22 protein-coding genes and 11 tRNA genes are annotated in these 25,703 nt (G+C 68.7%); 7 read left to right on the top strand and 26 right to left on the bottom strand.

Annotated elements, in window-relative coordinates; genetic code table 11:
- Window positions 1-8: 8 nt before the first annotated feature.
- Window positions 9-1,376 (top strand): Omp85 family outer membrane protein, encoded by a 1,368-nt coding sequence (gene omp85 / locus O0S08_RS45500; protein ID WP_269035778.1) that lies wholly within the window; start codon window positions 9-11, stop codon window positions 1,374-1,376.
- 11 nt (window positions 1,377-1,387) lie between these two features.
- On the opposite strand, the gene O0S08_RS45495 is transcribed toward omp85, so the two are convergent.
- Window positions 1,388-1,552, bottom strand: coding sequence for a hypothetical protein (locus tag O0S08_RS45495; RefSeq protein ID WP_269035777.1), 165 nt, complete (start codon window positions 1,550-1,552; stop codon window positions 1,388-1,390).
- Window positions 1,528-2,349 (bottom strand): alpha/beta hydrolase, encoded by an 822-nt coding sequence (locus O0S08_RS45490; protein WP_269035776.1) that lies wholly within the window; start codon window positions 2,347-2,349, stop codon window positions 1,528-1,530. The genes O0S08_RS45495 and O0S08_RS45490 overlap by 25 nt, the downstream gene beginning before the upstream one ends.
- 288 nt (window positions 2,350-2,637) lie before the next feature.
- Here O0S08_RS45490 and O0S08_RS45485 point away from each other — a divergent pair, with 288 nt between their 5' ends.
- The 5 genes from O0S08_RS45485 (at window position 2,638) to O0S08_RS45465 (ending at window position 9,060) form a co-directional block, all read left to right on the top strand.
- Window positions 2,638-5,283: a PAS domain-containing protein gene (locus O0S08_RS45485; RefSeq protein WP_269035775.1), complete on the top strand. Its 2,646-nt coding sequence runs from the start codon at window positions 2,638-2,640 to the stop codon at window positions 5,281-5,283.
- A gap of 148 nt (window positions 5,284-5,431) precedes the next feature.
- Complete coding sequence (locus O0S08_RS45480; RefSeq protein ID WP_269035774.1) at window positions 5,432-6,901, top strand: catalase; 1,470 nt, start codon at window positions 5,432-5,434, stop codon at window positions 6,899-6,901.
- A 6-nt stretch (window positions 6,902-6,907) separates the two neighbouring features.
- The gene (locus tag O0S08_RS45475; protein WP_269035773.1) at window positions 6,908-7,741 is read left to right on the top strand and encodes an alpha/beta fold hydrolase; all 834 of its coding nucleotides are present in this window, start codon (window positions 6,908-6,910) and stop codon (window positions 7,739-7,741) included.
- 19 nt (window positions 7,742-7,760) lie between these two features.
- Complete coding sequence (locus tag O0S08_RS45470) at window positions 7,761-8,603, top strand: MBL fold metallo-hydrolase (protein WP_269035772.1); 843 nt, start codon at window positions 7,761-7,763, stop codon at window positions 8,601-8,603.
- An 82-nt stretch (window positions 8,604-8,685) separates the two neighbouring features.
- Entirely contained in the window at window positions 8,686-9,060 is a 375-nt protein-coding gene (locus O0S08_RS45465) for a cupin domain-containing protein (protein WP_269035771.1), read from the top strand.
- A 270-nt stretch (window positions 9,061-9,330) separates the two neighbouring features.
- Here the strand turns inward: O0S08_RS45465 and O0S08_RS45460 are convergent.
- From O0S08_RS45460 to O0S08_RS45400, 13 genes are all read right to left on the bottom strand, one after another.
- Window positions 9,331-9,403, bottom strand: a tRNA-Pro gene (locus O0S08_RS45460).
- A gap of 90 nt (window positions 9,404-9,493) precedes the next feature.
- Window positions 9,494-9,565 (bottom strand) — tRNA-Val (locus O0S08_RS45455).
- A 211-nt stretch (window positions 9,566-9,776) separates the two neighbouring features.
- Window positions 9,777-9,848, bottom strand: a tRNA-Trp gene (locus tag O0S08_RS45450).
- 19 nt (window positions 9,849-9,867) lie between these two features.
- Window positions 9,868-9,945 (bottom strand) — tRNA-Arg (locus tag O0S08_RS45445).
- Window positions 9,946-10,105: 160 nt separating this feature from the next.
- Window positions 10,106-10,177 (bottom strand) — tRNA-Arg (locus tag O0S08_RS45440).
- A 26-nt stretch (window positions 10,178-10,203) separates the two neighbouring features.
- A tRNA-Val gene (locus O0S08_RS45435) sits at window positions 10,204-10,275 on the bottom strand.
- A 13-nt stretch (window positions 10,276-10,288) separates the two neighbouring features.
- Window positions 10,289-10,361: transfer RNA gene (locus tag O0S08_RS45430), tRNA-Thr, on the bottom strand.
- A gap of 191 nt (window positions 10,362-10,552) precedes the next feature.
- A tRNA-OTHER gene (locus O0S08_RS45425) sits at window positions 10,553-10,622 on the bottom strand.
- 20 nt (window positions 10,623-10,642) lie between these two features.
- Window positions 10,643-10,963: a hypothetical protein gene (locus O0S08_RS45420; RefSeq protein WP_269032845.1), complete on the bottom strand. Its 321-nt coding sequence runs from the start codon at window positions 10,961-10,963 to the stop codon at window positions 10,643-10,645.
- Window positions 10,960-12,006, bottom strand: a complete 1,047-nt coding sequence (locus tag O0S08_RS45415; RefSeq protein ID WP_269032844.1) for an IS630 family transposase — start codon at window positions 12,004-12,006, stop codon at window positions 10,960-10,962. The genes O0S08_RS45420 and O0S08_RS45415 overlap by 4 nt, the downstream gene beginning before the upstream one ends.
- A 304-nt stretch (window positions 12,007-12,310) precedes the next feature.
- A tRNA-Asp gene (locus tag O0S08_RS45410) sits at window positions 12,311-12,384 on the bottom strand.
- 231 nt (window positions 12,385-12,615) lie between these two features.
- Window positions 12,616-12,703 (bottom strand) — tRNA-Asn (locus O0S08_RS45405).
- Between the two features lie 173 nt (window positions 12,704-12,876).
- Window positions 12,877-12,947 (bottom strand) — tRNA-Met (locus O0S08_RS45400).
- 1,042 nt (window positions 12,948-13,989) lie between these two features.
- Between O0S08_RS45400 and O0S08_RS45395 the strand changes: the two genes are divergently transcribed.
- Entirely contained in the window at window positions 13,990-14,238 is a 249-nt protein-coding gene (locus O0S08_RS45395; RefSeq protein ID WP_269035770.1) for a hypothetical protein, read from the top strand.
- 224 nt (window positions 14,239-14,462) lie between these two features.
- On the opposite strand, the gene O0S08_RS45390 is transcribed toward O0S08_RS45395, so the two are convergent.
- From O0S08_RS45390 to O0S08_RS45340, 11 genes are all read right to left on the bottom strand, one after another.
- On the bottom strand, window positions 14,463-15,407 hold the full coding sequence (locus O0S08_RS45390) for a DUF4215 domain-containing protein (protein WP_269035769.1): 945 nt from the start codon (window positions 15,405-15,407) through the stop codon (window positions 14,463-14,465).
- A 278-nt stretch (window positions 15,408-15,685) separates the two neighbouring features.
- Entirely contained in the window at window positions 15,686-17,047 is a 1,362-nt protein-coding gene (locus O0S08_RS45385) for an RCC1 domain-containing protein (RefSeq protein ID WP_269035768.1), read from the bottom strand.
- Between the two features lie 219 nt (window positions 17,048-17,266).
- On the bottom strand, window positions 17,267-17,518 hold the full coding sequence (locus tag O0S08_RS45380; RefSeq protein WP_269035767.1) for a hypothetical protein: 252 nt from the start codon (window positions 17,516-17,518) through the stop codon (window positions 17,267-17,269).
- A 197-nt stretch (window positions 17,519-17,715) separates the two neighbouring features.
- Window positions 17,716-17,967 (bottom strand): hypothetical protein, encoded by a 252-nt coding sequence (locus O0S08_RS45375; RefSeq protein ID WP_269035766.1) that lies wholly within the window; start codon window positions 17,965-17,967, stop codon window positions 17,716-17,718.
- 56 nt (window positions 17,968-18,023) lie between these two features.
- On the bottom strand, window positions 18,024-19,634 hold the full coding sequence (locus tag O0S08_RS45370) for a CHAT domain-containing protein (protein WP_269035765.1): 1,611 nt from the start codon (window positions 19,632-19,634) through the stop codon (window positions 18,024-18,026).
- A 5-nt stretch (window positions 19,635-19,639) separates the two neighbouring features.
- The gene (locus O0S08_RS45365; RefSeq protein WP_269035764.1) at window positions 19,640-20,644 is read right to left on the bottom strand and encodes a hypothetical protein; all 1,005 of its coding nucleotides are present in this window, start codon (window positions 20,642-20,644) and stop codon (window positions 19,640-19,642) included.
- Window positions 20,641-21,321, bottom strand: coding sequence for a hypothetical protein (locus tag O0S08_RS45360; protein WP_269035763.1), 681 nt, complete (start codon window positions 21,319-21,321; stop codon window positions 20,641-20,643). The genes O0S08_RS45365 and O0S08_RS45360 overlap by 4 nt, the downstream gene beginning before the upstream one ends.
- 14 nt (window positions 21,322-21,335) lie before the next feature.
- Window positions 21,336-22,187, bottom strand: coding sequence for an RNA polymerase sigma factor (locus O0S08_RS45355; protein WP_269035761.1), 852 nt, complete (start codon window positions 22,185-22,187; stop codon window positions 21,336-21,338).
- 141 nt (window positions 22,188-22,328) lie between these two features.
- The gene (locus tag O0S08_RS45350; RefSeq protein WP_269035760.1) at window positions 22,329-23,396 is read right to left on the bottom strand and encodes a fibro-slime domain-containing protein; all 1,068 of its coding nucleotides are present in this window, start codon (window positions 23,394-23,396) and stop codon (window positions 22,329-22,331) included.
- 127 nt (window positions 23,397-23,523) lie between these two features.
- Window positions 23,524-24,774 carry a DUF4785 domain-containing protein gene (locus O0S08_RS45345; protein ID WP_269035759.1) on the bottom strand — a complete coding sequence of 417 codons (1,251 nt, stop codon included), beginning with the start codon at window positions 24,772-24,774 and terminating at the stop codon, window positions 23,524-23,526.
- 51 nt (window positions 24,775-24,825) lie between these two features.
- Window positions 24,826-25,689 carry a hypothetical protein gene (locus O0S08_RS45340; RefSeq protein WP_269035758.1) on the bottom strand — a complete coding sequence of 288 codons (864 nt, stop codon included), beginning with the start codon at window positions 25,687-25,689 and terminating at the stop codon, window positions 24,826-24,828.
- Window positions 25,690-25,703 lie beyond the last annotated feature (14 nt).

Below are 25,703 nucleotides of genomic sequence, written 5' to 3'. Positions count from 1 at the left end.
TTAAAAACATGTATGCATTGTGCCGGCGCCGGCTGCCCGCGCTGCTGGCCGCGTTCGTCGTCTGCGCGATCGTGACGCACGCGCCGGTCGCAGAGGCGCGCAAGGAGCGGATCAAGAAGCCGAAGAAGCCGAAGGGCCCGCCGAAGCCGGAGCGCATCGAGGTGGGGGCGCTGCCGGCCCTCAGCTACGACACCGACCTCGGCCTCGGCTTCGGCGTGATCGCCAGCGTGGCCCGCTTCTCGCCCGGCTTTCGCCCGTACCGCTGGCGCCTCGAATTGCTGCTGTCGGCCAACGCCAAGCGGGCCCCGGGCCGCGGCATCGAGGTGCCGTTCCACGACGATTACCTCAACATGGACTTCCCCGGCCTGGCCGGTGACCGCCTGCGGATCACCGCGCGCGTCGGGTTCCGAAAATTCGCCAACACCGGCTACTACGGGTTCGGCAACGACTCGGTGGCCACCGAGCCGTGGGAGGGCATCGACCCCGACGAGGACCTGATGGCCTATCAGGCCGCCCGTCGCTACCACCGCTTCGACCACATCTATCCGCTGCTGCTGTTCAACGCCCGCATCAAGGTGTGGGACCGCTCGACCGTGCTGCAGCGCCGCCGCATCGAGGCGCTGGTCGGCCTCAACACCACCTACAACATCGTCCGCCCGTACCCCGGCAGCCTGCTCGAGCAGGACATCGCGATCAAGGCGATGGACACGCCCGACGGCGAGACCCTGGCGCACCTGCTTCAAGGGACAGATCCGCACGCGCTCGTGGTCCTGAGCGCCGGCGCGCTGTTCGACACCCGCGACCACGAGTACACGCCGACCCGCGGGACCTTCACCGAGCTGACGGTCCGCGCCTCACCCGGGGTGCAGCAGGGCCTGCGCTACGCCGCGTTCTCGCTCAACAGCGCGTGGTACAAGTCCTTCATCGGCGAGTACCTGTCATTCGCCGTGCGCGGGGTCGCCGACGTGATCGCCGGCGACGCGCCGTTCTACGAGCTGACCCGGTTCGGCGCGTTGATGCCCCGCGACGGCCCGGGCGGCGGCTGGTCGCTGCGCGGCGTGCCGCGTCAGCGCTACGCCGGCAAGATCAAGCTGATCCAGAACCTCGAGGTGCGCAGCATGTTCTGGAAGTTCACGATCAAGAACAACCACTTCACCGTCGGCGCGGTCGCTTTTCTCGACGCCGCGCGGATCTGGGCCGACTTCGGGCGCACCGAGCTGGGCGGCGTGAGCGTCGACGGCGGCACCTTCAAGCTCGGCGCCGGCGGCGGCCTGCGCGTGCGCTGGGGCGAGACCTTCCTGGTCCGCTTCGACGGCGCGTACTCGCCGACCGACAGGACGCAGGGCTTCTACGTCGACGTCGGCCACGTGTTCTGAAGGACAGGTCGTCAAAACCTGGCGGCGGGGTCGGCGGCCGTGGCGATCTTGATCACGCCCGGGTTCTCGGCGAGATGCTCGTCGGAGGAGCCGCAAAAGAGAACGGGCGCGACGAGGACGTCGCGCCCGTTTCGACCCTTCATCGATCGGTTCAGCGGATCCGCGCGACGATCCACGCGATGATGTCGGCCAGCACGGTCTCCTTGCCGTAGTCGGCGAGCAGGTCGTGGTAGTGGCCCTCGTACAGCTTGAGCGTCTTGTCCTGCGAGCCGCCGGTGTCGAAGAAGCGCTGGCTGCCGCGCGGCAGGGTCACGCGGTCCTCGGTGCCGTGGAGGATGAGCACCGGCAGGGTGATGAGGGGGAACTCGCGCTTGAGCCGCTCGTCGGCGCGGACCATCTCGGCGACGGTGTGCGCCGGGTAGCCCATGCGCTCGATGAGCGGGTCGGTCTTGATCGCCTCGACCACGGCGGGGTCGCGCGAGAAGCCCTCGTCCTCGAGCTTGAGGACGTGGGCGTGCGGGGTGATGTGGCTGAGGCCCTTGAGGACCGCGAGGACGAAGTCCGGCGCGGGCACCTCGTGGGCGAAGCTCTCGCAGATGAAGCCCGCGAGCTCGTCCTGGTGCTCGAGGGTGTAGCAGCTGGAGATCACGCCGCCGGCGCTGTGGCCGAGCAGGAACACCGGGAGCCCGGGGTTACGCGCCTTGGCGAGCTTCACCAGAGTGTGGACGTCGCCGGTGTAGTCGCTGAACTTGCCGACCTCGAGGCGGTCGCCCTCCGACACGCCGTGGCCGCGCAGGTCGAGCGCGTAGACGGCGAAACCCTGCTCGGCGAACTGGCCGCCGACCCACTCGTACTGGCCGCCGTGGGCCTTGAACCCGTGGCAAATCACCACGACCGCGCGCGCGTTCGCGGTGTCCCACGCGCGCAGATGCAGCTTGGTGCCGTCGTTGGCTGCGAACTTTTCTTGCTTCATCTCGACGTTCCTTCCAGTTGAGGCGGACTCACGCATCGCCGAGCGCCATCGTGACGAGAAAACACCGCGCAGGGCTGGGAGTCGCACCGATATCGCCGCGATCGTCCGGCGGGAAAACCCGACCAAGGTCGGGTGTCTCGAGACATCCTCGCGAGGGCTCGAAACCTCCGGAAAGGCGCTTCCTGAGAGAGAGACGCGGTATAGTCCGGGGGGTCCATGAGTCTCACTTTGCACGCGCCTGCGGGTGACATTCGCGTCGATGGATCGGACCCGAGCGCGTCGCGGCTCGTGCGGACGTACGCGGACTCGTGGGGGATCGCCATGCTCGAGCGCGAATGGTCGCTCCGCGACGAGCTCGATCCGTCGGCGGCCCTGCGCCCGCTGGCGCTCGCGCGCGACGGCGACAGCGTGTCGCTCACGCTCGCGGATCCCGGGGGGCGCCAGCTCATCGACATGCTCGGCGAGCCGTGGGAGGTCGCGGCGTTCCTCCGCGCGGCGATCGGCCTGGTCACCGCGCTGGTGCGACTGCACGCCGGAGGCGTCGCGCACAACGACGTCCGCGCGGGCAACGTGTGGACGAAGGCGGACACCGGCGAGTGCTGGTTGACGGGGTTCGGCGCGGCGGCGCGGCTCGGCGCGGTCGTGTCCGACCGCTCCGTCGACGTGCGCTGCGACCTCCGCGGCTGCGCCTCGGTGCTGCACGAGATGCTGCTGGGGCGGCCGCCGCGGCCGGCCGGCGAACTCGGTGAGGGCGCACCTCCGCGGGCGCTCGAGCGGGTCGTCGCGCGGCTCGCCGAGCGCGACGAGCCCGGGTACACGACCGCGGGCCAGGTGCTCGCCGACCTGCAGCGGTGCGCGTCGGCGTGGGCGACGCGGGGCGTCGTCGAGCCGTCGCTGCTCGACGCCCGCGACGGCGACGAGTCGACCTCGCGCTCCGGCGTCCGCAGCAGCGGCAGCGAGCTGTTCGCGGTCATCGACGCGATCCCCGGCCTCGTGTGGAGCGCGCGCGCCGATGGCTCGCTCGAGTTCCTCAGCCAGGCGTGGCGAGCGTACGCGGGCAAGGTCGAGGCGGAGCTGCGCGGCTGGGCCTGGGCGACGACGGACCTGGTCCATCCGGCGGACCGGGCGGCGGTGGTCGAGGCGTGGGCGCGGCTGCTCGCGTCCGGCAAGGAGGGGCGCATCGAGGCCCGCCTGCGGCGCGCGGACGGTCACTACCGGTGGTTCCAGATCCACGCGGTGCCGCTGCTCGACGACCGTGGCGAGATCGTGAAGTGGTGGGGCCTCGACAGCGACATCGAGGATCAGAAGCAGTCGCGGGCGCGCGCGGCGAGCGAGCAGCGCTTGCTCGAGATGCTGACCCGCGGCGAGACGACGGCGGCGATCCTGAGCGGCGTGGTCCGTCTCGTCGAGGAGGCCACTACCGGCCTGCGTGCGTCGATCCTCCTGCTCGACCCCGAGACCGCGACGATGCGGCACGCGGCGGCGGTGAGCCTGCCGCGCAGCTACACCGCGGCGATCGACGGCACGCCGATCGGGCCGAACGCGTTCGTGTGCGGCACCGCGGCCTGGCGGCGGGAGATGGTCGTGGTGACCGACATCGAGACGGACCCGCTCGGGGCGCTGTTCCGCGAGCACGCGCTGGCCCACGGCCTGCGCGCGTGCTGGTCGCTGCCGATGCTGTCCTCCGAAGGCAAGGTGCTGGGCGCGTTCGGCATCTATGCGGCGCAGCCGCGCAGCCCGACGAAGGCCGACCTCGAGCTGCTCGAGTGGTGCGCTCACGTCACCAGCATCGCGGTCGAGCGCAGCCGCTCGGAAGAGGCGCTGCGGCGCAGCGAGGCGTATCGCGTCGAGGCCGAGCGCCTCAGTCGCACGGGCAGCTTCGGCGTCGACCTGCACACCCGCGAGTTCAACTTCTCCGAGGGCGTCAGCGAGATCGTCGGCCTGCCGCGGACGCCCCGGCCCACGATCATCCAGGTGCTCGGGCGGATCCACCCCGACGATCGCGAGCGCGTGGCAGATCTCGCACGGCGGACGATGCGTGAGGGCGGCGACTTCGACTACGAGCACCGCCTGGTGATGGACGACGGCGCGGTGAAGCTGGTCCGCGTGCTCGGTCGCATACGCATCAATGCCGCCGGCAACTTCGAGCTCGTCGGCGCGGCGACCGACATCACCGCGAGCCGACGCGCGGCCGACGAGCTGCAGCAGGCGCAGGCGGCCCTGACCCACGTGTCGCGGGTGACGACCCTGGGCGAGCTGGCGGCCTCGATCGCCCACGAGGTCAATCAACCGCTGGCGGCGATCGTGGCCGACGCCGGCGCGGCGCTCAATTGGTCGGCCACCTCACCGCCAAAGCTGGCGCAGGTGCGTGAATCGCTGGCGGCGATCATCGACCACGGCGAGCGCGCGGCGCAGGTGCTGCAGCGGATCCGCTCGTTGCTGTCGCGGGCGACACCGCAGCACCGCGCGTGCAACCTCAACGAGGTCGTCCGCGAGGTCGTCCCGCTGGTGGCGCCGCAGCTGACGCGTCACGGCGTGGCGATCCACCAGGCGCTGCTGCGCGACCTGCCGCCGGTGGCCGGAGATCCGGTGCAGCTGCAACAGGTGGTGTTGAACCTGCTGCTCAACGCCGGCGAGGCGAGCAAGGACGTCCCGCCGGAGCGGCGTCGCGTGGTGATCCACTCGTTCGTCGAGCGGCGCCAGAGCGGCTCGTTCGTGCACGTCGCGGTCGAGGACGCGGGCGTCGGCTTCGACGTCGGCACCGACCGCACGCGCCTGTTCGACGCGTTCTACACCACGAAGGAGAGCGGGCTCGGCATGGGGCTGTCGATCAGCCGCTCGATCATCGAGCGCCACGGCGGCAAGCTGTGGGCCAGCGCCAACGAGACCCACGGCGCGACGTTCCAGTTCGCGATCGAGGAGCTGCAGCCATGAGCGCACGGATTCGAGGGTCTAGCGACGCGCGCGGGTGACAATCGTGTGACGGCCGGTCCGGCCCGAGCCCGCGAATGCGACCGCGCGGGACACCCGACCTTGGTCGGGGTTACTGGCCGGGGCATGATCGCGATACTCCCGGGCTCCGATGTCCAAGCCGAGATTGACGCACGCGACGGGCGCGCCCGTGGTCGACAATGTCAACATCCAGACTGCGGGCCCGCGCGGCCCGGCGCTCTTGCAAGACATCTGGTTGATCGAGAAGCTCGCGCACTTCGATCGCGAGGTGATCCCCGAGCGGCGCATGCACGCCAAGGGCTCGGGCGCGTACGGGACGTTCACGGTGACGCAGGACATCACGCGCTACAGCCGGGCCAGGCTGTTCGCCGAGGTCGGCAAGCAGACGCCGGTGTTCGTGCGCTTCTCGACGGTCGCAGGCGAGCGCGGGGCTGCCGACGCCGAGCGCGACATCCGTGGCTTCGCGGTCAAGTTCTACACGGAGGAGGGCAACTGGGACATCGTCGGCAACAACACGCCGGTGTTCTTCTTTCGCGACCCGCTGCGCTTCCCGGACCTCAATCACGCGGTCAAGCGTGACCCGCGGACCGGCATGCGCAGCGCCGACAACAACTGGGACTTCTGGACCGGCCTGCCCGAGGCGCTCCACCAGGTGACGATCGTGATGAGCGACCGCGGCCTCCCGCGCAGCTATCGCACGATGCACGGCTTCGGCAGCCACACCTTCAGCATGATCAGCGCCGCCGACGAGCGCGTGTGGGTCAAGTTCCACTTCGTCAGCCAGCAGGGGATCGGCAACCTCACCGACGCCGAGGCCGAGGCGGTGATCGGCAAGGACCGCGAGAGCCACCAGCGCGACCTGTTCGAGAGCCTCGAGGCCGGCCGCTTCCCGCGCTGGAAGTTCTGCGTGCAAGTGATGACCGAGGCGCAGGCGCGGACGCACAGGCACAACCCGTTCGACCTCACCAAGGTGTGGCCGCACGGCGATTACCCGCTCATCGAGGTCGGCGTGCTCGAGCTGAACCGCAACCCCGACAACGTGTTCGCCGAGGTCGAGCAGGCCGCGTTCTCGCCGGCCAACATCGTCCCGGGGATCGGCTTCTCGCCCGACAAGATGCTGCAGGCGCGCCTCTTCTCCTACGGCGACGCCCAGCGCTACCGCCTCGGCGTCAACTTCAACCAGATCCCCGTCAACGCGCCGAAGTGCCCGTTCCACAGCTTCCATCGCGACGGCGCGATGCGGGTCGACGGCAACCTCGGCGCCACCAAGCACTACTGGCCCAACCGCCACGGCGAATGGGACGACAACCCCGGCGCGGGCGAGCCCCCGCTCGCGGCCTCCGGCGACGTCGCGCACTGGGACCACCGCGTCGACGACGACCACTGGGAGCAGCCCGGCGACCTGTTCCGCTTGATGACCGCTGCGCAGCAGCAGGCGCTGTTCGACAACACCGCCCGCTCGCTCGGCGGCGCGTCGCTCGCCGTGCAGCGCCGTCACGTCGCCAATTGCAGCAAGGCCGACCCTGCTTACGGCGCCGGTGTGGCGCGGGCGCTGGGCCTCGACCAAACCGACGTCGCGTCGAACGACAGAGAGGATTGAACCGTCATGGCCACGATCACAGTCAAGGATGGAACCCAGATCTACTACAAGGATTGGGGCGCCGGCCGCCCGGTGGTGTTCAGCCACGGCTGGCCGCTCAGCGCCGACGCGTGGTCGGACCAGATGGTGTTCCTCGCGGCGCGCGGCTATCGCTGCATCGCCCACGACCGCCGCGGGCACGGCCGATCGAGTCAGCCGTACGACGGCAACGAGATGAACACCTACGCCGACGATTTGGCGCAGCTGATCGAGCACCTCGACCTGCAGCAGGCGACGCTGATCGGCCACTCGACCGGCGGCGGCGAGGCCACGCGCTACATCGGTCGCTACGGCACCGCGCGCGTCGCCCAGCTCGTGCTGGTCGGCGCGGTGCCGCCGCTGATGCTGAAGACGGAGGCCAACCCCGGCGGCCTGCCGCTCGACGTGTTCGACGGCATCCGCGCCGCCGTCACGGCCGACCGCTCGCAGTTCTTCAAGGACCTGCCGACGGCGTTCTACGGCGCCAATCGACCGGGCGGCAAGCTGTCCGACGGCGTGCGCGACAGCTTCTGGCTGCAGGGCATGCAGGCCGGCCTCAAGAGCGCGCTCGACTGCATCAAGGCGTTCTCCGAGACCGACTTCACCGAGGACCTGAAGAAGGTCGACGTGCCGACGCTGTTCATCCACGGCGACGACGACCAGATCGTGCCGATCGGCGCCAGCGCGCAGGCGGCCCACAGGCTGGTCAAAGGCTCGCAGCTCAAGGTCTACGCGGGCGGCGACCACGGCCTGCCGACGACGCAGAAGGACCGCATCAACGCGGATCTGCTGGCGTTCCTCGACAGCCGCGCGGCGTCGTGAACCCGATCGGAGCCGGACGATGGAGCTGACGTACCTCGGCACCGCGACGCTGGCGATTCGCATCGGCGAGACGCGGTTCCTGACTGACCCGGTGTTCGACGCGCTCGGCAGCACCTACGACTTCGGCCTGTGGTTCACGCCGCGCTCGTGGTTCGCCAGCGAGAAGCGCTACGAGACGCCGGTGAGCCCGGCGTCGCTCGGGCGCTTCGACGCGGTGCTGCTCAGCCACGATCACCACGCCGACAACCTCGATATCGCCGGCCGCGCGCTGGTCGCCGACGAGGCTCGCGTCGCGCAGGTGATCACGACCGTGCCGAGCGCGCGCCGGCTCGCCCGGCCGATGGAGAGCAAGGACGCCCCCGGCCGCGGCCTCGGCCTCGGCACGCGCGCGGTCGGCCTGGCGCCGGGAGCCCGCACCCGCGTCGGGCCGCTGACGATCACCACGGTCGTCGCTCGCCACGGCCCCAGCTACGCGCCGCAGGTGCACGAGGTCACCGGCTTCGTCATCGACGTCGACGACGGCCCGCGCGTATGGATCTCCGGCGACACGGTGATGTTCCCTGCCCTCGAGGCCAGGCTCGCCGAGCTCCGGCGCGAGCGCTCCGTCGACCTCGCGGTGGTCCACTGCGGCGCGGTCGGCTTCCCCCACGCGCTCGGGTTCCGCCGCGCCCGCTTCACCTTCGACGCGACCGAGGCGATCGCCGCCTGCCGGCTGCTCGACGCGAAGACGATCGTGCCGATCCATCGCTCCGGCTGGGCCCACTTTCAGCAGCCCGAGAGCGACCTCCGCGGCGCGTTCGCGGCCGCGGGCCTCGAGGAGCGCACGCGCTTCCTCGAGCTCGGGTCGACGCTCGCGCTATGATCATAGCGTGAATGCGTCGACGCGGCGCGACCGGGGCGCGGATCCGTCCGTCGCCACCTGCGAAGCGTGGTACGCTCCCGCGATGCAGATCGGTCACGGCCCACCCTCGCGGCGTCAGGCGATGTTCGGCGGTCACGGCGAGGTGCTCGTCTGGGACCTCCTCGCCGGGCAAGCGGCGCCGCCGTTCACGTCGGTGCTCTCGTGCGTGCTCGAGGCCGGCGGCCACGTCGGGCGCCACGTCCAGCAGCGCGACTCGGAGATCGTGATCGGCCTGACCGGCTGCGGCGAGGCCACGGTCGACGGCCGCCCGCAGCCGTTCGGTCCGGGCACCGTGGTGTTCCTGCCGTTCCGGTCGACGCTCGAGCTGCGCAACGAGCGAGCCGACGCGCCGCTGCGCTACCTGATCGTCAAGGCGACCCCGGCCGCGGCCGAGTCGACGCCGGCGCCGGGCTCCTGAAGAACAGGCCCGGCCGCCGGGGAAGAGGAAGAGAAGTGGGAGTCCGCGCCCGGAGAGTTGAACTCCGAAGGGCTCGCTTATCAGACGAGGTGTGGCACCGTCCACTGACGCGGGAGAGAGCCCCGGGCCACAGCAGCATCTCTGTGACCCGGGGCCGGAGTATTGGTCGGAGACCGGGGCGTCGCACCCCGCCTACGTGTTCCCGAAACACGCCTCGCACTCCGCGATTCGTCTCCGATGATTCGTTCTAAATAAGATATTCACGCTCGATCGAGGTGGTGCGAGTCGAACGCACAATCTCATGCTCCCCGAGCATGCGGCTTACCGACAAGCCTTCACCTCGTGATGACCCTGCGGAGTGACGATCTCCGGTCCCCGCGTAGAGAGCGCGGTATTCTCCCGTTGAACTACAGGGCCAAGCTTCTGCAAAAAATGCCCACGGAGGGTGTCGAGCCCCCGACCTGCGATGTGTAAGAACGCCGCTCTCCCGTTGAGCTACGCGGGCTCGAAGACGACCGAAACACGGCGCGCCGGGAGGCGCGCGGGTGGGCTAGAGGGTTCCGCCCCCTCACCTGTGCTGTCACAGAGCACCGCTCTTCTCACGAGCTTTAGCCCAATGTCGCCATACCGGATTCGAACCGGCGACCGCGACTCGCGCCGCGGCGTCCCGCCAGGACTGGCTCCTGGCTCGATCCCTCGAGCCGCGCTGCAGGATACAGGGGAGCCGGGACTCGAACCCGGTTCGCAGGATTTGGAGTCCCGCATGTCACCATCAACACCTCTCCCCTGAATTCGTGGGTCTTTTCGTGGGCACCCGTGGCAGGATTCGAACCTGCGTCGCTTGGTTTAGAAGACCAATGCTCATCCATCTGAGCTACGCGGGCGTGGCGCTCGGACAGGCGTCGCCGTCGCGGCTCGGGGCCGCGGCGCGCCGCGGCGGCCGAGTCACGAGGGCATGGCAGCCCCGCCGGGAGTCGCACCCGGTCCTCGACCTTCGGACGGTCGCGTGCAATCTCATACACTTCGAGGCCATGCGTCACAAGAGTACTCTCGGGTGGAATTGCACCACCGTCTCAGGCTCCGTAGACCTGGGCCCTATCTTCTAGACCACGAGAGCAGGTTGTCGAAAGAACGGCGAATGAGTGGTCCATCGAGGAATCGAACCTCGTACCTCCTGCGTGTCATGCAGGCGCTCGACCGGGGAGCTCGTGGACCGACGCGAAAAGAGAGCCCCTCCCGGGGATCGAACCCGGCGTTTCCGCGCTACGAGGGCGGCGCATCACCGTTGATGCTTGGGGGGCGGGAGGTCCGCGAGGGACCGCGGCGGAGCCCTCGCCGGGTAACGCTCCCGGACTGCGCTACATACCAAGCAGCGCGCTCCCTTGGAGCAAGGGCATGAGAAGTAGAGCAGCTCCCCGGGGTCGCACCGGGCCCTCGTGGTAGGCAACCACGCGTCTCACTATCAAGACCTGAACTGCAGATTTTCACAGAGAGCCGATGGCGGGAATCAAACCCGCGTCTTCACCTTGGAAGGGTGACACCCGGTCACTAGTACATCCGGCCCGAAGTTCTCCAGGGGTTGCTAGGCCCTCTCTGCAAGGGTCCAGCCGAAGTTGCCGAGGAGCAGCTCGAGCAGTTCGTCGCGAGAGGCGCGGAAGGGTGTTGGTTCCCAGCGCCCGGTATGGGTAGCCATCTCCAGCTGCCACAAGTTGGCGGCGAGACGGCGCAGGCGCGCGTGCGGGATCGGATCGTGGGTGGGGCCGGACTCGAGGGTGATGAGCGGGGCGCGATGCCGGACACGGATATGTGCGAGGCCCTGGTGTTGGCGCAGGAACTGCTCGACAGCGCGAGCGTCATCGTCCGATTTCGCAGCGGCGTTGCGGGTGGTGCGTGGACGGCTCATGCGGCGTGGTGCCGCTGAGTGTGGACGAAGTGACCGCGGAAGGTCCAGTTGAACGGGTGCGCTTCGTCGCTGTTCCAGCGCCGGATGAAGCTCATCACGGCGCGGGGCAAGGCTCCGGCGCAAGGAAAGTCGGCGTAACGAAGGACGCGGCGCTGCAGCAGCGAGAACCAGATCTCGATCTGGTTGACCCACGAGGCATGGATCGGCGTGTATACGAAGTGGAAGCGGTCGCCGTGACGCCGGTTGAAGCGAGCCCAACGCTGGTCCGCACCCTCATAGTGGATGTTGAGGTTATCCCAGACGACGTAGAGCTGGCCGGTAGGATATTTGCGGGCAAGGCTCTCCATGAAGTCCAAGAGGTCCTCGGCCCGTCGTTGCGGCTTGCACTCGCCCAGGACTTCACCGGTGCGGACGTCGAAGGCCGCGAACAACGACCAGGTACCGCGGCGGACGTACTCGAACTCGAAACGGCCCGCGCGGCCGGGCGCGGGGAGCTTGCTGGGAAATCTCCGTCCGAGCGCCTGCATGCCGGTCTTCTCGTCGACGCAGAGCACATGAGCTCCGTCCGGGGGATGATGGTAGAGATCGCAGATGCGCTGAACCTTGCGACAGAAGTCGGGGTCGGGGCTGTGCAGCCAGAGCCTCATCTTGTGCGGCCGGAAATCCTCGTTGCGCAAGATTCGCCCCACCTCGGACACGCTGAGCCCGACACCTGTCTCATGAAGCAGGCGCCTTGCCAACGTCGCATATGTCCACGTCGAACGGGTCTGCTGGCCATGCCTGGCAGGCTTGTCACAGGCGAGTTTGATGAGCTTGCAGCGTGTCGCCGGCGATACCCGAGGAGGTCGCCCACTTCGCGGACGATCCTCGAGCGTCACGACTCGCCCATCACGCGCGAAGCGCCCACGCCACACCCTCACCGTGTCCACGTGGCAGCCCAATCTCCGCGCAATCTCCTGGTTTGAGTGCCCTTCGGCAGCGAGGAGCACGAGCCTCGCCCGGAGTACGAGGCGTGCCTCGGCGCGGCCACTCCGGGCCAGCACCTCCAGTTCGTCACGGACCGAAGGTGCCAAACGAAGCCGTTGTGCTCGTGGGCCTGGCACATCGACGAGATCGTTTTCGCGCCTCGCCTATTCCACCGCCTATACCGCCCTGGCGATGGATCCAGGACAGAACCCCTGGAGAACTTCGGGCAGGCAGTACTAGGCCACATCGGCGGACGATTCGTGGTACTGATACGAATCGCAGGGAAGAAAGATTCACGCCTGAATAAGGGGCGGAGAGGTTCGAACTCTCCTGGCGAGGTTCAAAGCCTCGCGTAGCACACCACGCGCGCCCCTGTTCGGACGCCACCGGCGGGACTCGAACCCGCGATCCTCTCGCTGACAACGAGATGGGGACTCCAGCTCCCCTACGGCGGCAAGCGGGCCCCGCGAGGAGGCCCTGGATGAGTGATAACGAAGATAAGAGCTCCCCGAGAGTCGAACTCGGTCGAGCGCGAGCGCTCGGCATGCGGATTAAAAGTCCGCCCCATTCCCGTCCTGGCCGGAGCCCGGAGTGCTATAAGGATATTACGAGCCGAGCTGGTAACGATCCAGCCTGAAGCGGGGTAAGAATCCGCTGGACATCCATCTGTCCCATCGGCCCAGGTGCGGAAGCGGCAAGAATCGAACTTGCATCGAGTGGGCGAACGCCCAGGCAGATTAACAATCTGCTGTCATACCATTAGACGACGCTTCCAGGTGTCGGTGCGAGCACGGCCCCGACCGCCGTGTGTGTGTGCTGAACGCTCGCTGTGACGTAACAGGCGCCGTTACGCCGCCAGTGGACCGCCCGGGTACCGCCCCCGATGAACACGAACCTTGCAAGGGTTCGCCAGCGCCTTCGCTCGCAGCCCGATTGTCTTCACGGGATGGTGCCGGCAGGTCACGAACCTGCGTATGGCGCCTTATGAGAGCGCTGCCTGTCACTCGGCCACGGCACCCCGATCGCGCGGCGTCGACGGGACGTCGAAGCCGCAGCAGTAATTGCGCCGGCTGGTGTCGATCCAGCAAGCCTCGGGTCAGAGCCGAGGGTCGGGGCCGCCCGACGACGCAATCTTCTCTTCCTCTTCCACGATTCAATTGTGAAACAGCGCGCGTCGGTGACGCGAACCCGGCCGATTCGGCCGGCGCCGACGCCGTTCGGCGTCGACCCGGAGGCGTTGCCCCGGACTTCCGAACCCGGAAGCGAGGGCGACCTTGAAGCAGCTCGCAAACGAGACGATGGATCGACGCGCCGCGAACTGAGCGTCTGGCGGCGGTTCGTTTTGCCGCCAGTTGGACGCTCGCCGACTTCGTGGCCGCGGACGATTGCAGTGCTCTGCCTCAGCACCCGCGACCGCGACGCCACGGCTTGATACGCTTACCCATCGCATCCTCGGCGACGGGCTGTTGCGTATCTTTCGTGGTGACGGCGATCGGTGCCATGACGCAGGTCCTTGAGCCCACTTGAGCACGCGGCAGGCCAGGAGTCAACGAGGGAGCCAAAGCGCGTGATTTCAAGAGGTTGCCTGCGAGGCCTCGGGAGATCTCCGGGGTGGAATGTTATCTCATTGAATCGTCGGCTATCGATTCGTATCGTCGAGGGTCTGCCGACCCGACAGGCAGGCTCGAATCCGTCCCGGGCTCGGCTTCGATGGCTGGCGAATGAGGACGGGTATGGGCGAACATGATCCTTAGGCGGACGATGGCAAGGGGGTGAACCCGAGCGGCTCGTGTTCGAGCCGCCTCAGACGACCGACTTCGTGCGTGGGTAGTCAGCGCAGCCCCGGAGGGTTTCTGCGTAGGCAGGGTCTCGCTGGCGCTGCGCGACCGAGAGCAGCCACCCGGATATGCCTTCCAGCGGTTGAAGGAGCCCCAGCAGAGTGAGCATCGAGGCGCGGAGGCCCTCTGAAGCCTCGTCGGTCCAATCCTCCTGGATCAGGACGAAGATTCGGAGCTTTTCCTCCGCGGACAGGGTACCGCAGCATCTTTCAAGAAGATCGATTGGACGACGTCGCTCAGAAGCTCGTAGTAGAGCTCGGGGAGTTTGCGCCGATCGGCGGCCCGCACCGCCAGCATCTCCTGGGCCATGCCACTTGGCTCGGCGCAGCCTCCACCGAAGCGCACATCCATGAAACGTTCCTCGATGGATTCGAGAATGCTATGAACGCAGCCGTCAGTCGCGATATCTACTCACTGCAGGCCGCCGGTTCGAGCCATTGGGCGGCCGCGGCCTCTTCACAGGTGAAGTAGAATTCGGCCGGCGCGAAGGACTTGGAGCCGGCGAGCATCGCCTGGGTTTCGGGATCTTTTAATTAATAGGAGCATGGGCGTGGCGAGCGGTGCCGTACAGGACCGCTCGCCACGTTTGTGCAAGGGGCAGGCCGAGAGCTGTAGCGGGATCCGCGGCGATCGAGCGCTGCAGAGGCGGTCGGGGGGACCAACCATTGGGGCCCGGAGTTGGGGGCGCGCTGCGTTCAGGGGGCGGTGCAGATGCCGACCGGTTGCGGCTGGTCGGGGACCTCTTTGCAGGTCGTGCCGGTCGGGCAGGCCGCGTCGTCGCCGGGCGGGCAGAGGGCCACGCAATGGGTCGGGTCGCCCATACCCATGGAGATGAGCGCGCACTGCGCCTGCGCCTGGGCGCCGGCCGGCGGACACATCGACATGGCGCACTGCGGCGAACAGAAGTTGCCCTCGACGCCGGTCACCTCCTGGCAGTCCGAACCTTCCGGGCACTCTCCCATCGGGCCACAGCCCAGATACTCGCCGTCAGTACCCGGCTCGCTGCAACTGTCGGGGCAGTCGTCGTCGTCGACCTGGTTGCCGTCGTCGCAGAACTCGATGCCCTCCCACGTGAAGCCGTCTCCGCAGCTGGCAGCTTCACAGGTGGACAGGCAATCGTCGGTCTCGACGTCGTTGCCGTCGTCACAGGCCTCTACGCCCTCATGCACGAGACCGTCGCCGCACACCGCGTCCTCGCAGGTGTTGGTGCACGCGTCGGTGTTGATGTCGTTGCCGTCGTCGCACTCTTCGTCGCCGTTGGAGACGCCGTCGCCGCAGGAGGCGGGGAGCGCGGTCTCGGTGCAGTTGTTCTCGCAGCCGTCCATCGAGACTTGGTTGCCGTCGTCGCACTCCTCGCCTTCGTCCACCATGCTGTTGCCGCAGTTCTCGCCGGGCGGGGTGGTGCAGTCGGCCTGGCAGGTATCGCCGTCCATGGTGTTGCCGTCGTCGCACTGTTCGCCCGGCTCGAGCTGGCCGTTGCCGCAGACAGGCTCGCTGCTCGTGGTGGCGATGCTTGAGTCGGTCGATGTCTCAGGGCCTTCGGTTCCAGTCCCGACCCCCGAACTGCCGACAGGATGGAAGAAACAACCCCCAGCGGCGACGGCGAACGCCTGGGCGATTAGGCGATGGCGAAGGTCCATTACCCCAGCCTAAACCAACAGTGGGTGTGATAGCGCCCGCCAGCCATCGCGTGAGCCTGGAAGTGCGCTCGGCGTCGCGCCGCCCTCCGGCGATCGCGTTACGGTGCTCGCCGAAGCCCGAGTCGGCTCAGGTCCCTGCTGACCACGAGCAGGGCCTCCGACCAGGTCGCTTTCCACTCGCGCGCCTCGACCCCGCATGCTGCGCGTGCGGAGCAGAGCGCTCGAACCCTGCGTGCGCGGGGCCGCTGAACCGGCCCCGCGTGTTTACCGGCAGCGGGTCACGGCAGACACACGTTCGTGGGGCTGCTCCGGGAGATCAGGGTACCATCCCCGAGTTGACCCGCGTTGTTGATGCCGATGGATTTCACGGCGGTGCCGATGAGCATGAGCGTGTAGCCGTTGCCTGCTGCCACTTGTTGCAAGTACCCGTGAGAGACGCCGTTGTCATATCCCTCCTGCAAGACTCCGGACATCTCCGTGAAGGACTTGGTCGGGCTGGGCGCCGTGTTCAGGAGCTGACGGTAATCGTTCCTGCCGGCGGAATAGAGCTCGATACCCGGCTTGGGCGGGCTAAAGCCGGTCGCGCCGGTGATGAACGTGCTGGTGGCGCCGGCGATCAGCTGGCTGACGGACAGAAAAGACGGTCCGGTGATCGCAACCGGTGACGTTCGCTGGGAGAGCGTGCCATCGCCGAGTTGCCCCGAGAGGTTGGAGCCCCACGCGTGATAGGAGCTCAACGATTGAGCGGTGTAGACGAGGACATGCTCGGGCCCGAGGCCGAAGCCGTAGATGCCCGGCAGGGCGACCGGCGAGGGCGTCCCGCGGCTGGCGGTGGAGGCCGGGCCGTTGCCGAGCTGACCGACGTTGTCACGGCCCCAGATCCACAGCTGGGAGCCCTTGTGAGCGGCGGCGAAGTCCCTCCCCGCCCCGATCGCAGCCGGGCTGGTCACGCTCGAGACGAGGGTCGGCGTGGTCCTGGTACCGCCGACGGAACCGATGCCGAGCTGCCCGTAGGTGTTGTCGCCCCACGCGTAGAGCTTCCCCTGGTCGGTCAGGGCGAGCGAGAAGCGGCCGCCCGCGGCGATCTGGACGACTCCGCCGAGGCCGGCGATCTTCTTCGGGACGGACGTGGTGGCGTTGGCGATCTGACCGGCGGAGTTGTCGCCCCAACCCCACACGGTGCCGTCGTTCGCGAGCGCGAGCGTGTGCTTGTCGCCGGCCGCGACATCCCAGAACTTCTGCGTCGTGGAGACCTTCTTCGGCTTCGTCTCGGTGGTGCTCACCGAGTTGATGCCGAGCTGGCCCTTGTCGTTCGCGCCCCAGCCGTAGACGTTGCCGTCGACGTCGATCGCGAACGAGTGCCCGCCGAGCCCGGTCCGGATCTGGAAGTACTCCTTGGCACCCTTCGGGCACGAGCCCTCCGTCGGCTCGTGCACGCGGAGGTTCGAGGCTGCCGGTTCGACGGCGTGCGGCTCGCCGTCCGGGTCGTAAGCGGGGGCTTCGGCCCCGGAGCTGCTCGCTCCATCGGTGGTCGTTTCGGTGAGCCCGCCGAAGTCGGCATCGCCCTCGGCGATGCAAGCCGTCAGCGTCGCGGCGAGCCCGACGGAGAACAAACAAATGGTTGCGCGGGAGAGATTCATGGTGTCGCTCATGGTTGACGAACCCTCGGTTCGTCCTCTCTCTCGCAGCGGCAGGCTCGACCCTCACATCGAAGACAGAAGAATTTTGCAGAGGCTTTCTCTGCACATTAAGGTCGAGGCAAAATCATAGCGATACCTGCCGGCAGTCCGGCAGGTGGGCGGGTCTCTTCGATCTTGCTCGGCGGGTCGGCCGCTCGCTCGCGGCCGGCTCGGCGTCGATCAGGGCGCCGGATCGGAGATGTCGTGGTTGGGTTGGGGCCACACCGGATGCCAGCCTTCAGGGCACTCCGTCCCGTTCACCTCCATCGTCTCGCAAGTATTCTGCGCGCAGCGGCAGCAAGTGATCGTGAAGCCCATGGACGGCGCCGATTCGTTGGTGATGGACAGTGCATCGGGGACAAGGCGGCTCGGCAGGTCGCAGGCGGCGAATACGAAGCTGAGGGAGAACAGGAGCAGGACGCGAGAGGTCATGGCGGTGCAGTTCAGCGGTTCTATCGTCGCCAGGGCCGCGATCCTCACGGAAAATTTTCAGGGCGCCCACAGGCGCTTTCTCTGCACATTCAGGGCGAGGCAAAATCATATCGAGCCTGCCGGCAGCCCGGCAGGTGGACGGTCTCTTCGATCTTGAGCGGCAGGCCGACCGCTCGCTCGCGGCGGCCTGGCGCCGCTCATTGCTGCTGTTTGGGTGGGGTGGGCTTGTAGGGGGAGTTCACCGGCTCCCAGCCTTCCGGGCACTGCGTCCCGCTCACCTCGATCGTCTTGCAAGTATTTTGTGCGCAGCGGCAGCAAGTGATCGAGAAGCCCTTGGGTATCCCTGATTCGCTCGGGATGTAAGGCGCGTCGGAGATAATGCGGCTCTGCAGGTCGCAGGCAGCGAATATGAAGCTGAGGGAGAACAGGAGCAGGACACGAGAGGTCATGGCGTTGCAGCTCAGCGGGCTATCGTCGCCGGGACCGCGATCCTCACAGGAAATTTTCAGGGCACCCACAGGCGCAAACCCTGCCAGGCGGTGTCCGAGAGGGATTCCTGGCGGAGGTGAAGCAGTTCTGTGCGATACATCACCGCTAACTCGGCGGCATCCGCGAGCGGGCCGTGAAATCCGGCGCCGAGCAGGGGGGCCTCGGTCGCGTCGACCGGTGTCGACATCGCAATCACCGCTTCCGATCCGGCGAAGGCGAACGCGGCGGCGAGGGAGATGCCCTGCGCGCGCGAATCGCGGCTCACGTGACCGGCGTCGCAGGACAGGAGGACGACCGTCGGCGGCACCTGATCGAGGGCGATGATGTCGGTGACGGTGAGGCTGGTGTCCTGCGCCAGCCGCAGCGTGCTGGCCCACCCGAACGCGCCGGCCGAGGCGCTGTGACCCGCGTAATGGAAGTGAGCGGCGCGCGGGAGCCATGCGCGGACGGCCGGACCCGTCGCTCGCGGTCCCACCAGCGACCGGACCTCGACGCCGGATGCGTCGAGGGACGCCTGAAGCTCCTCCGACTCGCGGCGGGCGCCGCCGAGGTCACCCAGCGGATCTCCGACGATCAGGATGCTGTCCGGCGCGGCCTTCACCCGCCCCCGGCTCCGGACCGGTAGATCGAGGCCGTAGGCGACCGGGGCGCGCGCCAGCAGCGGCCCCCCGCGCCACGGGAGCGCGTGAAAGGGCAGGGCCTGCACGCCGAACGACGGGAGCACGCGAATCGACCGGGCGCGATCGAGCGCCGGGCCCAGCGGCGCGAGCAGGCGCTCGCTCCACACCCCGAGCGCCTCGTCGCTCAAGACTTCCCCTTCGCCGGGCAGCGCCGATTGCTCGAGGTCGATGATCGCAACCTCGATGTCCGCCTCGGTGGCGGCGAATGCCATGAATCGGCGAGCGTCCAGGGGAAAGTACAGCAGCAACAGCTCGCCCGGCGCGGGAGCGCGGAGCTCGAGGCGCGCCGGATCGTAGGGGCGTTGCCCGCCCAGGAACGCCGCCTGCTTGAGGGCCGTCGCGCGCTGGGCGGAGTCGAGGAGCTGCCGGCGGTGCGCCGGCGAGAGGTCCCATGCCTCTGCGAGCATTCGTTCGTGCTCGTCGCGGCGGGCCAGATAGTCGCGGCGTCTGCTCGCGTCGGCGTCACGCTGCAAGAGCCAGCGGACCTCGGTCCCGGCGGCTTCGCGGGCGAGGCGAAACGCCGCGGCGTGGTCCGCGAATCGGCTCTGCGACAGCTCCACGAGGCGCTGGACGCCGCGCAGGCGATCGACGAGAAATCGCTGCGTCCCGCCGTCCGACGGCAAGCGGTGGAGGCGATCGTTCGTCATGCGACGAGACCGCTGATACAGATCGAACGCGGCCCGCCACGAGCCGAGAGCCTCCTCGACCTCGCCGCGCGCCAGCGTCAGCTCCAGTCGGAGATCGTCGGGCAGGTCGCGGTGGGAGTTCGTCGCTTCGAGGGCCGCCCTGGCCTCAGGGGCTCGGCCCATGGCGAGCGAGTGACGCGCCCGCAGCAGCTGAAACTCCGCCTGCACTGCGCCATCACCGTCCGCTTTGAGTTGGTCGCCGAGGAGCTCGAGCTGGCGGCCGGCCTCGGGCCAGTTTCGCTCGAGCTGGAGGGCGCGCACCCAGTTCAGCCTGAAGGCGGCCCTCTCGTCAGGCGACAGTGGTTGTCCGGCGCGTTGGCGAGCATCTGGCCGCGGTAGAGCGCGTCGTACAGCGACTCACGGGCCGCGGCCGGGACGCGTTCGGCCTGTTGCAGCAGGACCCAGGCGAGGTTGGCGTGGAGGGCCGCAAGGACGCACGGATTCGCCGTCGCGGCCGAGCCGCGCTCGAGCTCCGAACGCATGGCGGAGATGGCGGCCGAGTAGTCTCCCATCTCTGCCAGCACGCTCGCTTGCATCGACAAGAACTCGATGTGCTGGTTCGCAGAGCCCACCCGCAGCGTCGCCGTCAGCGCGCGCTCCGCCGCTGCGAGCGCCTGGGCCAGCGCGCCCTCGCGTTGAAAGTACTGGGCCTCCAGAGCGGCTCGATCGAGCTGGCGCTCGTCGGGGCCGGCCGGTATCCGGGACGCCATGGCGATCCATTCATGCCAGGGCTCCGCGCCGCTGCATTTGGCCCCGGTCAGCGCCGCGAGCATGGCGGTGACCCCACGATGCTCCGCGTCGGCCAGGGCGAACGCGCGCCTCGCCTCGCGCCTGCAGTCCGTCATGCGAGACTCGACATAGGCGCGACCCATCGCGTGTCTGGCCTGTATCGCCGCGGAGCGATGCGTCGCATCCGTCCAGGCGAAGGGCAGCTGCCACACGGGGCGCGTCGCGCCGACGCGAGACAGGGTGAGCGCGCCGGCCCCGCTCGGGACCGCGAGGGTGATACGCCAGCCGTCGTCGGTCGCGACCTGCGAGACCGGCGTCTGCGGCTCGCCGTCGATCCTGACGACGAGGAGCTCCTGCGGCATCCACACGCGGACGCGCGGGGGGCCGTCGCGGTCGAGCTCGCATACCGGCCCCTCCGCGGAGTCGAGGATGTCGTCGCAATTCATGACCATCACGTCCGCGAGCGAATGCTCGTCCGGGGGCGAATGGCAGGCGACCAGCGCCAGGGCGGCGCCGAGGATCCGGAGCAGCCGCATCGTCACGCGTTGATGCGGATGTCGCGTGACTGCACCTGCCAGGTCGACGGCAGCGCCGCCCCGGCGAGGTGCGCCTGCAATCGGGGGACGACCTCGGCCTCGCGCGAGCGCGGGCCGAGGACGAAGTGCAGGGTGACTGCGCCGGGTCGCAGGCCGAGCTCGCCGATCTCTCCGAGCACGCGGAAGGCCGCATTGCGTCGCTCGATCTGCGGCTTCAGGAGCTCCAGGCCCGACTCCGTCTGCGCGACGAGGTAGAGCTGGAGCTCGTCGGCCGCGGCTCGTTCGGGGAGGTGGAGGGTCCACAGAGGTTCGTTGCGCAGGTCGTAGGTGAAGTTCGGGACGGTGCCAGGTGCGTCGCCTCGCTGCTGCGCGTGACCGGGGTGCATCTCGAGCTCGAATGGGTCCACCGGGCCGTCCGGGCGGACGATCAGAACGAGCCCGGCTGCGACTGCGCCGGCGACGAGGAGGGGCGGCAGCCAGCGACGGCGGCGCAGAGGTGTCACCTTCGCCGGGCCGGCGTCGGCCGCGGCCCTCCGCGCGATCGCCTGGTCGATGATCGCATCGAGGGTCGGTGGATCGAGCGGGGCAGCCAGCGTCTCCCAGTCGGGGTGCAGATCGGCGTGTAGCGCCGAGCGGACCTCCTGTTCGGGCTCGGGGTGATCGTGGTCGTTCGATTGGCGCATGGAGCCCCTCTCTCTCAGGTCATCTGAAACGACGCGAGCGCTCGCCGCAGGCGCAGGATCGTCATGTACACGACGCCCGGCTGCACGCCCATCGCGGCGGCGATCTCGGTGGCGCTCTGCTGCTCGACGAAGTTCCGGATGAAGATGTCGTACTGGCGCTCGCTGCAATTCTGCTTGAGCCAGCGATCGATCTCGCCGAGGTGCATGTGCGCGGCCAGGCGCGAGGCGTCATGGATGGGGAGGTCTTCGACGAGCTCGTCGACGGCGGACGCGTCGGCGCTGCGCCGGCGAGTGTCGATCTGATTGAGCGCGCGGGCGAAGAACCACCCGTCGAAGGAGCGCCCGCCCTCCGGATCCCAGCGGAGCAGGCTTCGACCGCCGTCGGCGAGCAACCATACCGAGAAGCTCTGGAACGCGTCCTCGCGCTCGTCCGCGCCGAGTTTGCGGTGTCTGGCCGCGCCGTCGAACAGCTGCCGGAGACGGGCGAACAGCAGGGTCTTGGCCGCCGCGCCGCGGCCATCGAGGGCGCGCAGGACCCAGGCGCGGTCCCGGCGGGCGGCGGCGAATTGCTGGACCCTGGACTCGAGGAACCGCCAGACCTCCTTCGCTGGCGATTGGCGCCACTCCGCGAGGAATCCTCGCTCGATGACCCGTTGGGCCACTGCGCCGAGCAGCTCGTTGCGCATGGCGAGCTTCTCCGTGGCGGTCTGACCGTCGTCCTTGTCCACGAGCACCGCGGCCACGTATTCGACCAACAGCGGGAGCGTCGCCTGCAGCAGCGCCCGACTCTCGGCCTCCGCCCCGTCCGCGGCCGCGACGACGAGCGCGTGGAGCTGTTCGCCGACAATGGGGGGTTGCGAGGGCATTCGCGCGCAGAAAAGTACCGCGCCCCGCGGGCTCGGGGTAGAGGGGTGGCCAGGACGGACCCGCGAGGAGGGCAGCGCAACGCGTGCGCAGCCGGCGTATTCGGGTCGCCGGCGAGGGTCGTTCTCACGGCGTCGGCCCGATCACATCGGGACGGCGCAGATCGTGGTGTCGATACGGAAGTTGGACTCCACGGTGTGGCGCTCGGCGTGGAAGACGTCGAGGTTGTAGATCTCGCCGAGCTGGAGGCCGAGGTCGTCGAGGTCGACGGTGCCGGTGACCACGCCATGGACGCCGCCGAGGTCGATGACGAGGTCGTTGTCGATGAAGACCCACACGTCGTCGTCGCCCTGGAAGGTGAAGGTCTCGCCGCCGGTGTACTGGAACAGGGTGTGGATCTCGGTCGTGAAGTGGAAGTTGTGGGGCTGGCCCTCGTTGCCCCACAGCATGTTGTCGACCGGGAAGAAGCTGTTGTTGGTGTAGGAGAAGAGGCCTTGCTGGATCTCCGTCAGGTTCAGCGTGATCTGCGTCTTCTGATTGACGTCGGCCACGTCGGTGTACCACTGGGCGAAGGTCGGCGCGTCGGTCAACATCTTCGGGTTGCCGGCCGCCTGGAACACCGGCTTCTTGTTGGGGCCGAGGGTCGGCTGCACCAGGCCCTTGACCTGGGCGCAGCAGTAATCCTCCATATCCGGGTGCGAGAACTTGAAGTCGCGGATGACCGCGGTCAGGGTATCGCCGCAGCCGACCGGCTCGCCCGTGGTGTTGCCATTCGTCGTGCTCGACGAGGTGTCGTCGGTGGTCGAGCTCGAGGTCTCGCCGTCGCTGGTGGACGTCGAGGTCGAGGTATCAGTGGTGTCGATGGCGGTGGTGGTCGTATCGCTGGTGGTGGTGTCGAGCGTCGTCGTGCCGGGCGTGGAGTTGGTCGTGTCGGTCGCGCTCGTGCCGGTGATCGGTTCGCTGGTGCTCGTGGGCGTGGTGGCCTGGGTGTCGCTGTTGCTGCCCGTGCCCTCGCTGTCACTCGTGCCGGACTCGGTGGCGCCGCCGGTCGGTGCGGTGGTCGGCGCGGTCGTCGTGGTCGTCGTGTTGGTGTCGGTCGTCGACGAGCCGTCGCCGATGGTGCCTGTCTCCCCCTGGGTCGCGGGGTCACCACAGGCAGTGACGAGGACGGCGATAACGGCGTGAGTTAGGGCGAGGTGTTTTGAACTCATAGCTGCTCAGGATACCGATCGCCCTGACGGGCGCAACTGTCCGAGCGGCTGAATTACCCATGAGTCCGGACGCCTGGGCGAGCGCCGGACCTCAGGGGATGAACGGTTGGATGTCCTTGAGGACAGGTCAGCGTCGCGCGGCCGGGAGCGTCAGCGCGCGCGCCTGACGGTGGACGGTCGCGAGTCGGCCCTGGTCGACGAGGCGGAGGTCGCGGAGCTCGTAGGGGCCGTGCAGGCCGGCTGCCCCGAGGGTGGCCGCGTCGAATTCGAGCACGAGCTCGCCGGCGCCGGCCTCGAGCCAGCGCGCGGCCTGACCGACGCCGATCGGCTGGAGCTTGCCCGCGCGGTTGGTGCCGTGGAGGACCGCGGTGGCGGCGAAGCGGCTGGCGGCGCCGACCTCGACCGGGAGGTGAATGCGCAGACGTCCGTCGCCGACCTCCTCGATCGCCACGTCGCCGGTGTAGCGGGCCGTGGGCGCGGCGATGGACACCGCATTGGTGGCGGTGCGCCGGACCGGGACGCCGCGCGCGGTGACGCCCTCGGCGTCGATCTGGAGCGTGTGCAGGACCCCGGGCGCGGCGGCGCGGCGGGGCGCCGGGACTTCGGCGCGATAGCTGCCGTCGGCGGCGCGCTTGAGGGCGAAGCGGGTGATCTCGCCGTCGGGGGCGATCAGCTGGCCGCCGATCGACCTGGCCTTGAGGTCAGCTGCGCCGTCGCGCAAGCGGGCGCGGACCTGCAGCCGGCCGCCGACGAGCACGAGGTCGGAGTCTGGCTCGAGGGACAGGTGGACCGCGGCGTCGCGCTCGAGCACGTGGACGAGCACGGGGGCGCGCAGGCGGGCGCGGAGGACGAAGGCGCCGGCGCCGAGGTCGGGGCGGAGGGTGAACATGGCCGTGCCGGGCGCGAACGAGGCGCCGGCGCTGCGCAGGTGGGTCGGGTCGGCGAGGGGGCGCAGGACGTCGGCGCCGCGGTAGACGCGGCCCTGCGGATCGACGAGCTCGAGCGCGTCGAGGCCGATCGGCGCGCCGTCTTGCGGGCTCAGCTTGAGCAGCGCGCCGGGCTCGCTGATCGGCAGCGGGACGCCGGCGGTGAGGGCGGCGACGTCGGCGCGGCGCCACCAGCCGCGGCTCTCTGCGCGATGAGCCGCGGGCCGGCTGTGCAGATCGTCGGCGGCCTGGTCGATCGGCCAGCTCATCGCCACGGGGGCGCGGTCGATGCTCGCGGGCGCGGCGGGGACGTCGGTGGCGAGCTCGCGGCCGGCGACGTCGCCGGGCTCCGGAGCCGAGAGGCGGGCACCGGGAGCCGCAGGCGCGGCGGCGACGGTCGGGGCGGCGAGCAGGACGGCGCCGAACGAGAGGAGACGGAGGCGAGTCAGCATGACGGGAGTTCCTCGAGAGGGAGAGTGCGGCGAGCAGGAATGGATCGACGGTCAGACGTCGTTGCGCAGGATGACGTCGAGGCCGAAGCAGTTGCGCCGGCTCTGGGCGTGGCTCAGCGGCTCTCCGTCGGTCGAGACCTCGGTGTCGTAGAACCACACGTAGCCGGCGCCGCCCTGCGAGGAGCACTCGAGGAAGCCGTCGGAGCAGTCGTCGAGCCAATTCTGGGTGGTCTCGAGGCCGACGTTGAGCGAGTAACCGCCGCAGTAGGAGTCGGAGTCGAGCGGGGAGGAGTCGACGTCGGTGCCGACCACGGCCCACAGCTCGCGCGGCAGGGCGGGCCGGCCGGCGGTGCCGTAGAGGTAGTTGCTGTTGTAGAAGGCCATGTGGCTGGTCTGCTGCATCGTGACCGCCTCGCCCTTGTAGCCGAGCAGCCAGCCGAGCGACTGCTCGAAGCTGTTGCCGGCGATCACCGCGTCGGCCAGCGGCGTGCCGAGGCTCGAGGGCGCGAGGGCGTCGACCCAGCGAATGGTGTTGATGATCTTGGGGTAGCGGCTATCGTAGGTCGGGTTGGAGAGCATCCACCGGATCACGTTGCCGCCGTTGGAGTGGGTGATCACCGTCATCGAGGTGATCTTCTTGTTGTTGATGAAGGTGGTCAGCTGCCCGGCGAGGCAGCCGGCGGCCTCGGGGTCCCACATGTATTGTTCGAAGTCGCAATTGATGACGACGTAATTGGCCGGGTTCGGCAGGCCCTGGCGCACCGAATCGACGAACGCGGCGGTCCAGTAGTCGGCCAGGGCATTGGTCTGTTTGCCGGTGCCGTGGACGAAGGCGACGCCGACGTTGGCGTGCGCGAGGCCCGGGAGCACGAGGACGGCCATACAGGCCAGGAACGACAGCACGCTGCTACGCATGAGGCAGGGACACT

It is taken from the genome of Nannocystis punicea, from assembly GCF_026965555.1.
GTDB lineage: Bacteria > Myxococcota_A > Polyangia > Nannocystales > Nannocystaceae > Nannocystis > Nannocystis punicea.
The sequence above is the reverse complement of the archived record's forward strand: the minus strand, read 5'-3'. Positions and strand labels throughout refer to the sequence as shown.

Coding starts and splice junctions, on each gene's coding strand:
- O0S08_RS45475 (WP_269035773.1), top strand. CDS start 6,908: ATGGCCACGATCACAGTCAAGGATGGAACCCAGATCTACTACAAGGAT.
- O0S08_RS45350 (WP_269035760.1), bottom strand. CDS start 23,396: ATGAGTTCAAAACACCTCGCCCTAACTCACGCCGTTATCGCCGTCCTC.
- O0S08_RS45480 (WP_269035774.1), top strand. CDS start 5,432: ATGTCCAAGCCGAGATTGACGCACGCGACGGGCGCGCCCGTGGTCGAC.
- omp85 (WP_269035778.1), top strand. CDS start 9: ATGTATGCATTGTGCCGGCGCCGGCTGCCCGCGCTGCTGGCCGCGTTC.
- O0S08_RS45390 (WP_269035769.1), bottom strand. CDS start 15,407: ATGGACCTTCGCCATCGCCTAATCGCCCAGGCGTTCGCCGTCGCCGCT.
- O0S08_RS45375 (WP_269035766.1), bottom strand. CDS start 17,967: ATGACCTCTCGTGTCCTGCTCCTGTTCTCCCTCAGCTTCATATTCGCT.
- O0S08_RS45490 (WP_269035776.1), bottom strand. CDS start 2,349: ATGAAGCAAGAAAAGTTCGCAGCCAACGACGGCACCAAGCTGCATCTG.
- O0S08_RS45340 (WP_269035758.1), bottom strand. CDS start 25,689: ATGCGTAGCAGCGTGCTGTCGTTCCTGGCCTGTATGGCCGTCCTCGTG.
- O0S08_RS45465 (WP_269035771.1), top strand. CDS start 8,686: ATGCAGATCGGTCACGGCCCACCCTCGCGGCGTCAGGCGATGTTCGGC.
- O0S08_RS45385 (WP_269035768.1), bottom strand. CDS start 17,047: ATGAATCTCTCCCGCGCAACCATTTGTTTGTTCTCCGTCGGGCTCGCC.
- O0S08_RS45360 (WP_269035763.1), bottom strand. CDS start 21,321: ATGCGCCAATCGAACGACCACGATCACCCCGAGCCCGAACAGGAGGTC.
- O0S08_RS45345 (WP_269035759.1), bottom strand. CDS start 24,774: ATGCTGACTCGCCTCCGTCTCCTCTCGTTCGGCGCCGTCCTGCTCGCC.
- O0S08_RS45420 (WP_269032845.1), bottom strand. CDS start 10,963: ATGAGCCGTCCACGCACCACCCGCAACGCCGCTGCGAAATCGGACGAT.
- O0S08_RS45380 (WP_269035767.1), bottom strand. CDS start 17,518: ATGACCTCTCGCGTCCTGCTCCTGTTCTCCCTCAGCTTCGTATTCGCC.
- O0S08_RS45355 (WP_269035761.1), bottom strand. CDS start 22,187: ATGCCCTCGCAACCCCCCATTGTCGGCGAACAGCTCCACGCGCTCGTC.
- O0S08_RS45470 (WP_269035772.1), top strand. CDS start 7,761: ATGGAGCTGACGTACCTCGGCACCGCGACGCTGGCGATTCGCATCGGC.